Here is a 15,257-nt window from a genome sequence, read left to right on the forward strand (position 1 = left end):
CCCAGTTGCCCGTCACGGCACGAGCCGTGCGTTGGAGAACCCTCGATGCAATTGCGTAACCCGATGTCGATGGCAGTGCACCTCGCCGTCGCGTGCCTGCTCGCCGCACCCGTCCTCGCCCAAGCACAGGACACCGCGGCCGCCACCGACCTCGACCAGGTCATCGTCACCGCCAACCGCACCGCGATCAGCGTCAACGACGCACTGGCACCGGTCGAAGTCATCGACGCCGAACAGATCCGCCTCAGCCAGGCACGCTCCCTGCCCGACCTGCTGCGCGGCCGCGCCGGCATCTCGATGTCCAACCAGGGCGGCAGCGGCAAGCTCACCACGCTGTTCCTGCGCGGCGCCGAATCCGACCACGTACTGGTGCTCGTCGACGGCATCCGCGTCGGCTCGGCCACCTCCGGCCTGACCGCCTTCCAGGACCTCCCGATCGAAATGATCGACCGCGTCGAGATCGTCCGCGGCCCGCGTTCGAGCCTGTACGGCGCCGACGCCATCGGCGGCGTGATCCAGGTATTCACCCGCCGCGACAAGCAGGGCTTCGCGCCGCGGGTCCGGTTCGACGGCGGCAGCAACGACACCCTCGGCTACGGCGTCGGCTTCGGCGGCGGCACCGACCGCGGCTGGTTCGGTGCCGACTACCAGCACACCCGCACCAGTGGCATCAACGCCTGCAACGGCTTCTTCGACCCGGCCACCTTCGACGGCGCAGGCTGCTTCATCGCCCTGGACTCGCAGCCCGACCGCGACGGCTACGAGAAGGATGCCCTGTCGCTGCGCGGCGGCATCCACCTGGGCGAGCAGTGGACCCTGGAAGGCCACGCCCTGCGCAACGAAGGCGACAACGAGTTCGACGGCGACTTCACCGACCGTGCCGAAACCGTCCAGCAGGTCATCGGCGGCAAGCTGCGCTGGCATCCGTCCGACCGCGTCGACGTCCACCTGACCGCCGGCCGCAACGTCGACTCGTCCGACAACTTCCTCGGCGATACCTACCTCGACTTCTTCAGCACCAACCGCGACAGCGCCACGCTGCAGGGCGACTTCGGCATCGCCCCCAACCAGCTGGTCAGCGTCGGCCTGGACTGGCTCAACGACAGCGTCGAAGGCACCACGCAGTACGACGAGGACAAGCGCGACAACAAGGCCGCGTTCGTGCAGTACCAGGGCAAGTTCGGCGCGCAGTCGCTCGAGGCCAGCGTGCGCCGCGACGACAACGAGCAGTTCGGCGGCCACACCACCGGTGGCGCGGCCTGGGGCCTGGTGTTCGCCGACAACTGGCGCGTCACCGCCGGCTACGGCAGCGCGTTCAAGGCGCCGACGTTCAACGAGCTGTACTACCCGTTCTTCGGCAACGCCAACCTGCGTCCGGAAGACTCCGAGACCTGGGAACTGGGCCTGGCCTACCTGGGTGACGGCTTCAACGTGCACCTCGACACCTTCAGCACCGACGTCGACGACCTGATCGCGTTCGATTCGGCGATCAACCTGCCCAACAACGTCGAGAAGGCGCGCATGCAGGGTGCCGAGCTGTCGGCCGATGCCACCATCGCCGACTGGACCATCAACGGTGCGATCAGCTACCTGGACACCGAGAACCGCCGTGGCTTCTACGAGGGCAACGACCTGGCCCGTCGTGCGAAGAACAGCGCACGCCTCGACGTGGACCGTGCCTTCGGTGCGTTCCGCATCGGCGTGACCGCGGTCGGTGAAGGTTCGCGTTACGACGACGTCGCCAACACCCGCCGCCTCGGTGGCTACGGCACGCTCGACCTGCGCGCCGAGTACGCCCTCACCCGCGACCTGACCGTGCAGGCGCGCGTGGCGAACGTGTTTGACCGCGACTACGAGACCGCGGCGTTCTACAACCAGCCCGGTCGCGAGTGGTTCCTGACACTGCGCTATGCGCCGGTGAACTGAGTCGCTGCACCCGTGCGATCGAAGGGCCCGGCATGCCGGGCCCTTTCTTTTCGTAGCCCGGGCAAGCGCAGCGCACCCGGGTTTGCGCGCGTCGATCCCGGGTCCGCTTCCAATCAGTGCTTCTTCGGCATCGATTCGCGCGCCTTCTCGGCACGTGCCGCGCCGATCGCGGTCTCGACCTGCTTGACCTCTTCCGGCGGCGGCAGCACCGCTGGGATACCCAGTGACTGCAGCCACAGCTCCCGGCTCCAGCCCTTGGTGTGGTAGAGGTGATGGTCCTCGTCCTTCTCGACTGCCTCGTACGCCTGCTTGAGCACGCGCGCCAGGTCGCCGGTGGTGTGATCGGCAATCTGCCCGATCAGCTCCCAGTTGTGATGGTCTTTTGTTTCGGCCAGTACGACGCACTCGGTCGCCACCAGTTCGGCGGCCGTGGGGTCGCCGCTCTCGCGCGCCATGGTCATGGCCGCGACCAGGGATTTGCCGATGTGTCCCACGACTTCGCGGCCGGGTGACCGGGTGTCGGGATCGAGCCCCAATTGTTCGAACACGGCCAGCAGGACCTTGCGATGCGTTCTCGTCTCTTCCAGGTACTCCTGCCACTCCTCCCGCAAGTCCTCGTTGACGGCGCAGCCGATGGCGGCTTCGTAGATCTTGATGCCGCCCAGTTCGGTCTCCAGTGCCTGGTACAGCAGTTCATTGACCTGGTCCTGTTCGATCGTTGCTTTCCTGGCCATTGCCGGGACTCCGGTTGCGGGTTTGAAGAGATCCACCTGTAGTCGCCCTGGTGTTAACCGCAGGTGGAAATTTCGCTCGGTGGTGCATTGACACCACCGGCGGCGCGGGCAAATCTTGGCGGGGGCGCACCGGGGCGAGTCGAATGAATCCATCCGTAGCAGATCTGCTGGGCCAGTACGATCCGACGTTGCCGCTGGCGGAGGCATCGACGATTCCCGCCTCCTGGTACGTCGACGAGCGCATCAGCGAGCGCGAGAAGCGCACGACGTTTTCGCGCTCCTGGCAGATGGCCGGGCGCCTGGACCAGCTGCGCGAACCCGGGCAGTACGTCACCTGCGAGATCGCCGGCGAACCCATCCTGGTCGTGCGCGGCAGCGACGGCGAGTTGCGCGGCTTCTTCAACGTCTGCCGCCACCATGCCGCGGCGGTGATGACCGAGGCGTCAGGCTGTGCGCAGAACCTGCGCTGCCCTTACCACGGCTGGACCTACACGCTGGAGGGCGCACTCAAGGGCACGCCTAGCTTCAACAGCGAATGCCACTTCGACCGTTCGCAGCACGGGCTGGCGCCGGTGGCCACCGCGGTCTGGGAGAACTGGGTGTTCGTGCGCCTGGACGCGCAGGGGCCGAGCCTGGAGGAATTCCTCGGCGTCGACCTGATCGAGCAGATCCGCCCGCTGCAGCTGTCGAAGCTGCACTTCTTCGAACGCCGCCATTACCTGTTCGACTGCAACTGGAAGGTGTTCGTCGACAACTACCTCGACGGCGGTTACCACGTCCCGCACCTGCACAAGGGCCTGGACAGCGTCCTCGACTACAAGAACTACACCATCGAGAACGGCGGCCGCTTCTGCCTGCAGTCGAGCCCGCTGACCACGGCCAAGGCGCAGGAAGACTACGCCGCGGTGCGCAAGGGCGACCGCGCGCTCTACTACTGGATGCACCCGAACCTGATGATCAACTGGTACGAGGGCATGATGGACACCAACCTCGTGCTGCCGCTGGGCGTCAACCAGACCGAGGTGATCTTCGATTTCTGGTTCGACGATGTCTCGGAGGCCGCATATGCACGCAACCGCGCCAGCGTCGATGTCGGCCAGCAGATCCAGGACGAGGACATGGCGATCTGCAAGTCGGTGCAGCGCGGCTTGCATTCGCGCGCCTATTCGACCGGGCGCCTGTCGGTGCGGCGCGAGGCCGGTGAGCATCTGTTCCACCGCTTGCTGCACCAGGACCTGAGCGCAGCCGTCTGACCACCCGTCGCCCGGGTAAGCGAAGCGCACCCGGGATGCGCATCACCGGGCTACGCTCCCTCGCGCACCCGCACCAGTTGCACCCGTCGCAACCAAGACGCCGCAGTGCCCAGCCACAGCAGGATCATCGAGATCACGGTCTTCTGCCGAAGGCCCTCTGGCATGCCGTGCCAGTACGCGTAGATCCACAGCGCGATGAAAGTGGCCACCGCCCAGGGCAACGCCCATGCCACGTGCACGCGCCAGATCTCGTCGTAGTGGAAGCGCCAGGACTGCACCATCATCGCCAGCGTCACGCTCAGGAAGGTGGTCAGCGCGGCGAGCCGATGCAGCTGGTTTTCCTGGTCGTGGTCGAGCAGCGGAAGATCGGTCTCGGAGATCGCGGTCAGCGCCAGCGCGATTCCGGCAAGGGCCAGCAGGAACGCCGGCACGGCACTGCGCGCCTGCGGCTGCAGCACCCGGTACAGCCCGGCACCGAGCAGCATCAGCGCCATGCTGAGCGCGTAGTAGGCCATCCGCAGCCAGCCGCCATACGGACCCTTGAGGTAGGCGCTCAGCGGATCCTGGCGCCAGTCCAGGTCGGTGCGCAGCCACTGCAGCACGATGCAGGTCGACAGGAATGCGATCACGGCCATCAGGCAGATCAACCCGGACCGCTGCCGCACGACACCATCGAGGAAGCCGCCCTGCTTCCTTCGGACTGCGGTATCGACGGGGCCCGTCGCCTTCATGACTGTGCCAACGAGGCGGCCGCGAATTCGCGGCCACCTCCGACTCTACGCCACCGGCTTGGCCTTCAACACTGCCTGCGCCGCATTGCGTCCGGGCGCGCCGCTGATGCCGCCGCCGCCATGACTGCCGCTGCCGCACAGGTAGAGGCCGTCGACCGGCGTGGCGTGGTTCGACCAGCCCGGCAGCGGGCGCATGAAGAACATCTGGTCGAGGATCAGCTGGCCGTGGTTGATGTCGCCTTCGGTCAGGCCGTACTCGCGCTCCAGGTCGACCGGCGTCAGCGTGCGCACTTCATGCACGGACGCCTCGAGCGCCGGGAACTGCTCGGCAAGGCTGGCGATCACCGTGCGTTCAATCGTCGCCCTGGCATCGTCCCAGTCCATGCCACGCAGCTTGTACGGCGCCGACTGGACATGGACGGAGACGACATTACCGGCGGTGGTGACTTCCAGGTAGGGCTGCGCGGAAAGCTCGCCGTACTTGGCCGCGTCGTACGCGCGTTCCAGGTACTTCAGGGTCGGTGCGAACGCCAGGGTCCCGGCCGGCAGGCCATGGTTGCCATTGGTCAGCAGGTGCACCTTGGCGACGGCGCCGCGCATCTTGATCGACTGCACCTGCCAGACGAAGTCCGGCGGCAGTTCGGCCGCGCCAACCAGGCCCAGCAGCGTGCGGCGCGGGTCGGCGCCCGACAGCACCGTGGTCGCGGCGATTTCCTCGCCGTTCGCCAGGCGCACGCCGGACACGCGCAGCGAATCGACCAGGATGCGTTCAACGCCAGCACCGGTGCGCACCTCGCCACCTGCAGCCTTCAGCGCGGCCACCAGCGCCCCGGCGACCTTGCCATTGCCACCGACCACCGCGCGCTGTGCGAGGCCACCGCGGTTGAGCCAGTTGTGCATCAGTGTGTAGCCGGTGCCGGCCGACATCGAACCAAGCGTGTGGCCATGGATGCCGACGGCGGCGATCGCGGCCTTCAGCTGCTCCGACTCGAACCACTCCTCGGTGAACTCCAGCGTCGACATCGACATCGCCCGGATCACCCGGAACATGTCGCGACCGCCCAGTCGGCGCAGCGTCCAGGCCAGCTTGGCCAGCGGCCAGCCCTCGGCCAGGCCGACATGCGGCAGGCGCGGCATCGGCGTGCAGTAGGCGGCGTCGAGGAAGGCGGCGGCGCGATCCATGAAGGCCACGAACTCCGGCCAGCGCGCGGCGTCGGCGGCGGAGAACTGGCGGATCGATTCGAGCGTCGCGGCATCGCCCGGCATGGTCGACAGGTGCAGGCGCTTTCCGTCCGGCTGCAGCGACACGTACGGGGTCGCGGCCTCGTAGGCCAGGCCGTGCCGGGCCAGGCCGAGGTCGCTGACGATGTCGGGGCGCAGTTGGGCGCCGGCATGCAGCGGGTCGAACGTGCTGCCGCCGAAGGCATCTGCGGCCAGCTGCCCGCCGGCGCTGTCGCGCTGCTCGAGCACCAGCACCTTCTTCCCGGCCCTGGCCAGGTAGGTCGCCGCGACCAGGCCGTTGTGGCCGGCGCCGACGATGAGGATGTCGTATCGCGTGTTCGTCATGGTTGCTTCTGCTGGTTCTGGATCGTCATCCCGGCGAAAGCCGGGATCCATTTTGACGTTGATGCTCGCGGAAGCCGCGAGATCAAGATGGGTCCCGGCTTTCGCCGGGACGACGGGTCGTGGCGGACGGCCATCACTTCCAGTCCTTCAATACTTCCTGCGCGGCCATCTTGCCGGCCGCGCCCATCACGCCACCGCCCGGATGCGCACCGGAGGCGCCGAAGTAGTAGCCCGGCAGCGGCGTGCGGAAATCCGCCCACTGCGGCGCCGGTCGCAGGAAGAACAGCTGGTGCAGCAGCAGTTCGCCGTGGAAGATGTTGCCGCCGGTGATGCCGGCGATCTGCTCGATATCCTTGGGCGTGATCACCTGCTTGCCGACGATCTTGCTGCGGATGTCCGGGGCGTAGCGCTCGAGGGTGGAGATCACGGTCTCGCCGAAGGCATCGCGCTTGGCATCGTCCCAGCCGCCCTCGATGTCGTACGGCGCGTACTGCACGAAGCACGACGCCACGTGATGGCCCGGCGGGGCCATGTCGCGGTCGATCATCGACGGGAAGATCATGTCGATGTAGGGCTGCTTGGCGAACTGGCCGTACTTGGCTTCGTCGTAGGCGCGCTCGATGTACTCCATGCTCGGGCTGATCGAGACCGCGCCGCGGTGCAACGGACCTTCGCCCGGCAGGCAGGTGAAATCCGGCAAGCCGCTGAAGGCGATGTTGACCTTGCCCGATGAGCCGCGCACGCGGAAGTTCCTGATCTGCTGCACGAATTCGTCTGGAAGGTGCTTGCCCTCGACGAACTGCAGGAAGCTGCGCTTCGGGTCAGCTGCGGAGATCACCACCTTGGCGCGCAGCTCGTCACCGTTGGCGAGCGCGACACCGGAGGCGCGGCCGCCGCGCACGACCACCTGCTCGACCGCGGCATTGGTGCGGATCTCCACGCCCAGCGCGCGCGCCGAACTGGCGATCGCCTGGGTGACGCCGCCATTGCCGTTCTTGCAGAAGCCCCAGGCGCGGAAGGCGCCGTCGATCTCGCCCATGTAGTGATGCAGCAGCACGTAGGCGGTGCCCGGCGAATGCGGGCCGAGGAAGGTGCCGATGATGCCGCTGGCCGACTTGGTGCCCTTGAGCGGGTCGAACTCGAACCAGTCGTTGAGCAGGTCGGCCGCCGACTGCGTCAGCAGCTTGGCGATCTGGTAGAGCTCCTTCTCCGACAGGCTCTTGCCGTACTGGCCGAGCTTGAGCAGGCCCTTGAGGTCGCGCAGGCTCAGCGACGACGGATCCGGCGGCACCAGGCCGATGATCGGCTTGATCGCCTTGGCCGCGCGCGCCATCACCCGGCCGTATTCGTCGGAGGCTTCCGCGTCGCGTGGCGAATGGCGGTAGAGCTCCTGGCGCGTGAGGTCGTGGTCGTCCCACGCGGCCAGGTAGTCACCGTTGTCCATCGGCGTGACCGTGCTCGGCAGCGGCAGGATCTTCAGGCCGTGCTTTGGCAGTTCGAGGTCGCGGATGATCTCCGGCCGCAGCAGGCTGACCACGTAGGAGAACTGGCTGAAACGGTAGCCGGGGAACGGTTCGGCGGTCACCGCGGCGCCACCGACGACCTCGCGGCGTTCGAGAACGGCCACCTTCTTGCCCGCGCGCGCCAGGTAGGCGGCGGCGATCAGGCCGTTGTGGCCGGCGCCGATGACGATGGCGTCGTACTGGTTGGTCATCACTTCTTCTTCCACTCCGGCTCGTAGAACGGCAGCTTCACCACCTTGCCCGGCGCCTGCAGGCGCTTGTGCTCGACGGTGACTTCCATCGTCAGCGCGGTGCCCGGTTCGTAGTACGGACGTTGCAGGTGCACCAGCGCGATGTACTTCTTCAGCACCGGCGACCAGGTGCTGGTCGAGGCGTAACCCACCTGCTTTCCGTCCTGCATCATCGGCAGGCTGTCGCGCACGGCCATGGCGGGAATCTGCGGCGGCAGGCCGACGCGCGCGAACAATGGCTCCATCTTTTCCCAGTCGACCTCGAAGCCGACCAGCTTCCACGCCGAGCCCTCGCGCTTCTCGCGCTCCAGCGCACGGCGGCCGACGAAGTAGCCGGGCTTGTCGAGCTGCACGGCCCAGTCCAGGCCCATCTCCAGCGGCGTCGACTTCTGCCCTTCGATCCAGGCGTGGTTGGCGGCGGTGTAGTCGACGTCGATCATGAACAAGCCGGCCTCGACGCGGGCCATGTCCATTGCCAGGATCCCGCACGGGACGATGCCGTAGTCGCCACCGGCTTCCATCAGCGCATCCCAGACGTGCAGCGCGTCGGCCTTGTCGATCCAGATCTCGTAACCCAGGTCGCCGGTGTAACCGGTGCGCGAGATGGTCACCGGCTTGCCGGCCAGCGTGTTCGCCATCACCTTGAAGTACTTGAGCTTGTCGAGCGTCCTGGCGCAGCAGCGGTTGAGCACCGCGCGCGATTTCGGGCCCTGCAGGCTCAGTGCGGCGACCTGCTCGGTGACCTCGGTGATCGTCACGTCCATGCCGACGGCGTTCATCGACAGCCAGCGCAGTGACGGTTCGGCCGAGGTCAGCCGGAAGGTGTCATCGGCAAGGCGCGAGATCGTGCCGTCGTCGAGCAGCTTGCCTTCTTCGTCGCACCAGCCGGTGTAGCCGACCTGGCCGACTGCCATCTTCTGCACGTCGCGCGGCGTCAGCTTGTGCAGCAGGCGGGCGGCATCGGGGCCGGTGATGATGTATTTCATCAGCGGCGAGACGTCGATCGCGGCGACGCCGTCGCGGATCGCCCAGTACTCGCGGTCCAGGTTCAGGTCGTAGGAGCCGGCCACGATGTGCCCGGCCCAGCGCCGCCAGTTCTGCGGCAGGCACAGGCGCGAGGTGCGCTCGTGGAAAGGCGTGCGTTTGAGTTCCAGCATGGGATTCCTGCGTGCGTGCTTGCGTGCTGCGGGGTCGATCGGATTGCGGTGGACTGGCTCAGGGCTTCGCGGCGGGTGGGAGCAGTGGGCTGGCGCCGCCATTGCGCAAGCGCAGGACGGCGTAGACCGGCAACCCTGCAGCCGCCAGTACGATAGCCCAGCCGAACGGCTCGCTGCCAAGGCCGATGAAGGCAAAAGTCGCATACGCCAGGCCCGGGATCGCCACCACCAGCATGTCGCTGTTGGCCGGGCGCTGGCCGCGGCGCCACAGCACCAGCAGGGCGAGTGCACAGCACAGGTACAGCGGCAGGTTGGCGGCGGTCACGACGGTGGTGATGAAGGTAAAGCCCTGCACCAGCGATTTGCTGTAGTTCATCAGGATCATCGCGCTGGCGAGCAGGCCGGTCGCGACCAGCGCCAGCGCCGGAGCGCCGAAGCGATTGCTGCGCGAGAACGACGCCGGCAGGCCGCCGTTGCAGGCGATGGTGCGGGTCAGTTCGCCGACCAGGAGCACCCAGCCGTTCAATGCACCCAGGCCGCTGATGACCACGAACAGCGACAACGCGCGGCCGTAGCCGCCACCGATCAGGCGATCGAGCAGATCGGAGAACGGCGCCTTCGATTGCGCCAGTTCGGCCGCCGGGATCAGCAACAGCGGCACGGACGAGACAACCAGGTAGATCACGGCCGTGATCATCGTGCCGACCATGGTCGCGCGCGGAATGGTCCAGCCCGGGTCGCGCACGCGGTCGGCCGGCACCGCCGCAGATTCGAAACCGAGCATCGCGAACAGGGCGATAGTGGAAGCCGCCATCAGCGGCGCCAGGCTGACCGCCTGCGTCGGCAGGTTTTCGGTGTAGCTGGAGGGGTGGGTCAGCAGCAACCAGATGCCGAGTCCGGCCACCGTCAGCATCGGCAGCAGCTTCAGCACGGTCGTCACGATCTGCACGCGCCCGCCGGCGCGCACGCCCAGCAGGTTGACCAGCACGAACATCCACAGCAACGTCACCGCCTGCAGCGAGGCGGGCACTTCGCGCAATGCCGGGAACAGCGTGTCGAGATAACCGACCACGCCGATGGCGATCGCCGCATTGGTGATCCAGGTCGCGATCCAGTACGACCACATCGCCACGAACGCAGGGATCTCGCCGAGCGTGGCGCGGATGTAACCGTAGGGGCCGTCGGCCGAGGGCATGTCGCGCGCGAGCCGGGCGAACACACGTGCCATCGCCAGGCAGCCGACCACGGTGATGACCCAGCCAAGCATCGCGCTGTAGCCATACGGCGCCAGCGACGCCGGCAACAGGAAGATGCCGATGCCAATCGTGTTGCCCACCACCAGTGCGGTACACATCCAGAACCCGAGCTTGCGTTCGGGGGCCGTGCCGGAGAGTTGCGTCGTGCCAGCCTGGGTGCCGCGCGGATCCTGCATGCCTTCCTACCCCTGTTCAGTGTTCAGTTGCTGGTGCGTCGAGCGACATCGCCATCATGTACTCAACGCGCGGGTTTGTTGCAGCTGTCATCCGGTGCCGCGCAGACCAGCCTGCCCCGTGCCATCACGGCCTCGACCCGGCGCAGGACCTCGATGTCGGCCAGCGGGTCACCGGCGACCGCGACCAGGTCGGCCGACTTGCCGGCGGCGACCGATCCGAACTGCGCATCGCGCCCCAGTGACTTCGCCGCGCTGATCGTGGCCGAGCCGATCGCCTGCATCGGCGTTTGCCCGTTGCGCACCATGTAGGCGAACTGGCGCGCGTTCTGGCCGTGCGGGTAGACGCCGCTGTCGGTGCCGAAGCCGATGCGCACGCCGGCCTTGACCGCCTTGGCGAATCCGTCGCGCTGGGTCTGGGTGGTCTCGGTGTTCTTGCGCAGGATTTCTTCCGGCCAGCCGTCGCGGCGGCCGATCTCCTCGATGTAGTCGCCGTTGTAGACATCGGCGACCAGCCAGGTGCCGTGCTTCTTCATCAGCGCGATGCCCTCGTCGTCGAGGTAGGAGCCGTGTTCGATCGAGCGCACGCCGGCGCGGACTGCGCGCTTGATGCCCTCGGCGCCGTGGGCGTGGGCGACGACGAAGGTGCCGTGCAGCGCCGCCTCCTCGACCGCGGCACGGATCTCGGCCTCGCTGTATTCCGGGGCGCCGGGCTCGGTACCGCTGGCCAGGACCGCACCGGTGGCGATCAGCTTGATGAAATCGGCGCCGCCGGCGATCAGCTCGCGCACGCGCTGGCGGATCTCCGCTTCGGAGTTGGCGACGCCGCGGCGCATGTCGGCCGGAACCTGCACGTCCGGCGCCAGGCCGGTGACTTCGCCGCCGCCCTGGCTGACGGTGACGTAGGTGCCCGCCACGAACATGCGCGGCCCCTCGACGATGCCCTCATTGATGGCATTGCGCAGGGCGACGTCGGTGAAGGCGCGGTAAGTGCCGACATCACGCACGGTGGTGAAGCCGGCGCGCAGGGTATCGCGGGCGTTGCGAACGCCGACCAGGGCATCGCGCGCGGAGGTGCTCATCAGCGGCGCGGCAACGTTGTCGGACTGGATGTCGCCGACCAGGTGCGTGTGCAGGTCGACCAGGCCCGGCAACACGGTGTAACCCGACCAGTCGATGACGCGGGCATCGCCTGTGGTCGCGGTCGAGTACGGCTCGACGCGGGTGATGCGTTCGCCTTCGATGCGGATGGCCTGGTCGTTGAGGACGCGCCCGGCATCGACATCGACCAGGTGACCGGCGCGGATCACCACGGCCTGGCCAGGAGCTGCGGTAGCGCTGGCCATGGCCAGTGCGAGCGCGAGTAGCCCGGGTAAGCGCAGCGCACCCGGGGCCCTGGGCGCCCGAAAGTCCGGGGTTGCCCGGGCTGCGTGATTGATCGGGTTGGTCATCGTTTCGGGCCTTCGGATCTGGAGGGGGTCTGGTAGCGGCCGTAGCGCTTGAGCAGTTTCAGCAGCGGGCCGTGCGGGATGGCGTTGGCATAGCGCCCGCCTTCGCCGCGCATGTCGCGTGCGGCGACCATGGCGTTGACGATGGCCTCCTCGGTCGCCTGCACGGTCGCTTCGAACAGACCATCGACGTTGTCGTTGCCGAGAAACTCCGCCCGGTGCAGCGCGCCAGGGCCGGAGGCGGGCGCGTTGGCCGTGGAGAAGGCGAGGAACAGATCGCCCGAGCCGTTGCCGGCGTAGCTGCCCATGCGCGCCAGGCCCATGCCGGCACGCTTGGCGATGCGCTTGAGCTGATGCGGAAGCAGCGGCGCATCGGTGGCGACGACTATCACGATCGAACCGGTGTCGCCGGTAATGGCCGCATCGGTGTAGACGCGGTCATCGCGCAGGAACTGGCCAACCGGCACGCCGGCGATGCGCAGCGGATCGCGCACGCCGTAGTTGGCCTGCACCAGAACTCCGACGGTGTAGTCGTGGCCGTCGCTGTCGACTCGGCGCGATGCCGTGCCGATGCCGCACTTGAACTCGTGGCAGATCATGCCGGTGCCGCCACCGACGTTGCCCTCGGCGACCGGGCCACCCTGGGCATCGCGCAGCGCCTGCGCGACGTGTTCGGGCTTCACGTGGAAACCGTTGATGTCGTTGAGGTGGCCGTCCCAGGTCTCGGCCACGATCGGCAGCGACCACCAGTAGCCGCTGGCGTCGGCGCCACCGGCCTTGACCCGTTCGGCGATCACCGCATCGCGGACGACGCCGACGCTGTGGGTGTTGGTCAGCATCACCGGGCCTTCGACCTGACCGGACTCGTCGATCCAGGCCGTGCCGGTCATCTCGCCGTTGCCGTTGAGCGCGAACCAGCCGCCAAACACCGGCGTGTCGAGACTGGCCTTGCCGCGCGGCAGGATCGCGGTGACGCCGGTGCGCACCTTGTGGCCGTCGGCAAGGTCCTCGATCAGGGTGACCTGGCCGACGGTGACGCCGGCGACATCGGTGATCGCGTTGAGCGTGCCGGGGGTGCCTTCGAACGGGATGCCCAGGTCGCGGGCGCGCGGTTCGGCGGCGGTCGCGGCAGCGCAGGCGGCCGCCAGCGTGATCGATGCAAGCAGGCGGCGCATCACGGTGCTTCCTTCAGGTAGCGGTCGTACCAGGCCAGGTTTCGCGCCAGGCGATCGCTGAGATAGCTCGGCACGGTCAACTGGTGGTTCTGCCCGGGGTAGACGACCAGTTGCGTCGGCACGTTGCGTGCGCGCAACGCCTGGTACATCTGCTCGGCACCCAGGCAAGGCACGTTGAAGTCGTCTTCGCCGCACTGGAACATCGTCGGCGTGGTGATGCGGTCTGCGTGCAGGAACGGGTAGCTGGCGCGGTCGTACAGCTCGCGGTCCTGCCATGGCGTGCCCAGTTCGAGCGTGTACTCGCGCACGTACTGGTCGTGGCCGTACATCGCGTACATGTTGGAAGCGCCGGCGCCGCTGATGGCGGCCTTGAAGCGCATATCGCGGGCGATCACGGCATTGGTGAGGATGCCGCCGTAGCTCCAGCCGCCCAGGCCGAGGCGCTCGGGATCGGCGATGCCCATGCCGACCACGTGCTCGACGCCGGCGACCACGTCCTTGACGTCGACATTGCCCCAGTCGGCGTAGATCGCACGGGCGAAATCGAAACCGCGACCGGAACTGCCGCGCGGATTGACCGCGACCACCGCATAGCCCTGTGCGGCATACACCTGCCAGTCGGCCATGAACTCGTGGCTGAACTGATAGACCGGGCCGCCATGCACCCGCAGGATCGTCGGGTAACGTTGGCCTGGCTGGTAACCCACCGGCTTCACCAGCAGGCCTTCGATCTGGAGGCCATCGACTTTGAACGCGATGGGTTCAGCGCTGGCCAGCGTGCGCTCGCGCAGGAAGGCGTTGTGGTCGCTCAGCGCGCGCAGGCCCTGCGGCTCGACCGCCGAGAGCTCGTAGGGATGGGTGTCGTCGCCGCCGAGCACCACCACGCGGTCGTTGTCCGACACCGCCAGGTCGTAGTCGAAGCGATTGCCGTGGGTCAGTTCGGTCATCTCGCCGCTGTCGGCGTCGATCTTCTCCACGCGTGTCACGCGGCTGCGCTCGACCAGCGCATAGAGGTGCCGGCCATCGGGCGACCAGCGCGGCTTGGTCACGCAGCGGTCGATCTCTGCGGCGATGCGCGACTTGCCGGTAGCGACGTCGACCACCGCCAGCTGCCACGGCGCGTAGTAGATCCATTTGTCCTCGCCGCTCTGCAGGTAGGCGATGCGGCGGCTGTCCGGGCTCCACGCCGGGCGCGTTTCCCAGTAAGGGTCGAGGTCGGCGCCGCTGAAGGTGGTGAGCTGGCGCTCCTTCGCTCCGGCGCGCGGCTCGACGACGTAGATGTCGTAGTTGAGGTGACGGTCCGGGTCGACGCCGCGCTTGGTCACGTAGGCGATCAGCTTGCCGTCCGGCGACCATGCCGGCAGCAGTTCGTCGTGGGCGCCGGAGGTGATCTGTTCGGCGCGGCCCGTGGCGATGTCGACCACGTACAGATGGGTGCGGCGCCCGTCGAGGTAGCCGGTGCCGTCTTCCTTGAACTGGTAGCGGGTGGTGACGATGGGCGGCGGGTTCTTCGGCTCCGGCGCGCCGGCCGCACGCTCCGGATCGCGCACGATGACTGCCAGGCGTTTGCCGTCGGGCGACCAGACGTAGTCGTCAACACCGCTGGCGAACGAGGTCACGCGCCGCGCTGCGCCACCGGCCGCGGGCATCAGCCAGACCTGGCTGATCTCCTCCTCGTCCTCTTCGTCGTCCGCGCCCTCGCCTTCCTTGCCCGCCTCGGGTTTGCGCGGTGCCGGCGCGTCCGACAGGAAGGCGAGCGACTTGCCATCGGGCGACCACAGCGGACGCGACTCGCTGTTCTTCGGCGTGCTGGTCAGCTGCTTGCGACCGCTGCCGTCGTAGCCCACGCGCCAGAGGTCGCTCTGCGTGAGGTCCTCGGTGACGTTGGCTGTGGACACGCTGTAGGCCAGCGCAGTGCCGTCGGCAGTCAGGTCGGGCTCGGCGACATCGGCCAGGCGGTCGAGGTCGGCGATGCCGAAGCGACCGGGCTGCGCCGGCGGCGCGGCCTGCGCAGCCAGCGTGGTCGCGGCCAGGCAAAGCACCGTCCAGCAAGGCACGGTCCAGCATCGTCGCATCAGCATCGGA

11 protein-coding genes are annotated in these 15,257 nt (G+C 67.7%); 2 read left to right on the forward strand and 9 right to left on the reverse strand.

Translation table 11 applies throughout. The features are described from left to right. Nucleotides 1-45: 45 nt before the first annotated feature. Nucleotides 46-1,926 carry a TonB-dependent vitamin B12 receptor gene (gene btuB, locus MNR01_RS08690; RefSeq protein WP_241920494.1) on the forward strand — a complete coding sequence of 627 codons (1,881 nt, stop codon included), beginning with the start codon at nt 46-48 and terminating at the stop codon, nt 1,924-1,926. Nucleotides 1,927-2,039: 113 nt separating this feature from the next. On the opposite strand, the gene MNR01_RS08695 is transcribed toward btuB, so the two are convergent. Further along, nucleotides 2,040-2,660 (reverse strand): ferritin-like domain-containing protein, encoded by a 621-nt coding sequence (locus MNR01_RS08695; RefSeq protein WP_241920495.1) that lies wholly within the window; start codon nt 2,658-2,660, stop codon nt 2,040-2,042. Between the two features lie 143 nt (nt 2,661-2,803). Here MNR01_RS08695 and MNR01_RS08700 point away from each other — a divergent pair, with 143 nt between their 5' ends. Further along, nucleotides 2,804-3,913: an aromatic ring-hydroxylating dioxygenase subunit alpha gene (locus tag MNR01_RS08700; RefSeq protein ID WP_241920496.1), complete on the forward strand. Its 1,110-nt coding sequence runs from the start codon at nt 2,804-2,806 to the stop codon at nt 3,911-3,913. Between the two features lie 50 nt (nt 3,914-3,963). On the opposite strand, the gene MNR01_RS08705 is transcribed toward MNR01_RS08700, so the two are convergent. The 8 genes from MNR01_RS08705 to MNR01_RS08740 form a co-directional block, all read right to left on the reverse strand. Then, nucleotides 3,964-4,644, reverse strand: a complete 681-nt coding sequence (locus tag MNR01_RS08705) for a DUF998 domain-containing protein (RefSeq protein ID WP_241920497.1) — start codon at nt 4,642-4,644, stop codon at nt 3,964-3,966. 45 nt (nt 4,645-4,689) lie between these two features. Further along, a complete protein-coding gene (locus tag MNR01_RS08710) occupies nt 4,690-6,210 on the reverse strand; it encodes an NAD(P)/FAD-dependent oxidoreductase (protein ID WP_241920498.1) in 1,521 nt (506 codons plus the stop codon). A 133-nt stretch (nt 6,211-6,343) separates the two neighbouring features. Continuing rightward, complete coding sequence (locus MNR01_RS08715; protein ID WP_241920499.1) at nt 6,344-7,924, reverse strand: NAD(P)/FAD-dependent oxidoreductase; 1,581 nt, start codon at nt 7,922-7,924, stop codon at nt 6,344-6,346. Further along, nucleotides 7,924-9,120: an aminomethyltransferase family protein gene (locus MNR01_RS08720; RefSeq protein ID WP_241920500.1), complete on the reverse strand. Its 1,197-nt coding sequence runs from the start codon at nt 9,118-9,120 to the stop codon at nt 7,924-7,926. The genes MNR01_RS08715 and MNR01_RS08720 overlap by 1 nt, the downstream gene beginning before the upstream one ends. 58 nt (nt 9,121-9,178) lie before the next feature. Continuing rightward, nucleotides 9,179-10,552, reverse strand: coding sequence for an amino acid permease (locus MNR01_RS08725; protein WP_241920501.1), 1,374 nt, complete (start codon nt 10,550-10,552; stop codon nt 9,179-9,181). 62 nt (nt 10,553-10,614) lie between these two features. Then, nucleotides 10,615-11,895, reverse strand: a complete 1,281-nt coding sequence (locus MNR01_RS08730) for an amidohydrolase family protein (protein WP_241920502.1) — start codon at nt 11,893-11,895, stop codon at nt 10,615-10,617. Nucleotides 11,896-11,996: 101 nt separating this feature from the next. Next, nucleotides 11,997-13,172 carry a P1 family peptidase gene (locus tag MNR01_RS08735; RefSeq protein ID WP_241920503.1) on the reverse strand — a complete coding sequence of 392 codons (1,176 nt, stop codon included), beginning with the start codon at nt 13,170-13,172 and terminating at the stop codon, nt 11,997-11,999. Further along, nucleotides 13,172-15,253 carry a S9 family peptidase gene (locus MNR01_RS08740; protein ID WP_241920504.1) on the reverse strand — a complete coding sequence of 694 codons (2,082 nt, stop codon included), beginning with the start codon at nt 15,251-15,253 and terminating at the stop codon, nt 13,172-13,174. The genes MNR01_RS08735 and MNR01_RS08740 overlap by 1 nt, the downstream gene beginning before the upstream one ends. Between the last annotated feature and the right edge of the window lie 4 nt (nt 15,254-15,257).

Origin of the sequence: Lysobacter sp. S4-A87 (assembly GCF_022637455.1) — a bacterium.
In the GTDB taxonomy this organism is placed as follows: Bacteria; Pseudomonadota; Gammaproteobacteria; order Xanthomonadales; family Xanthomonadaceae; genus Lysobacter_J.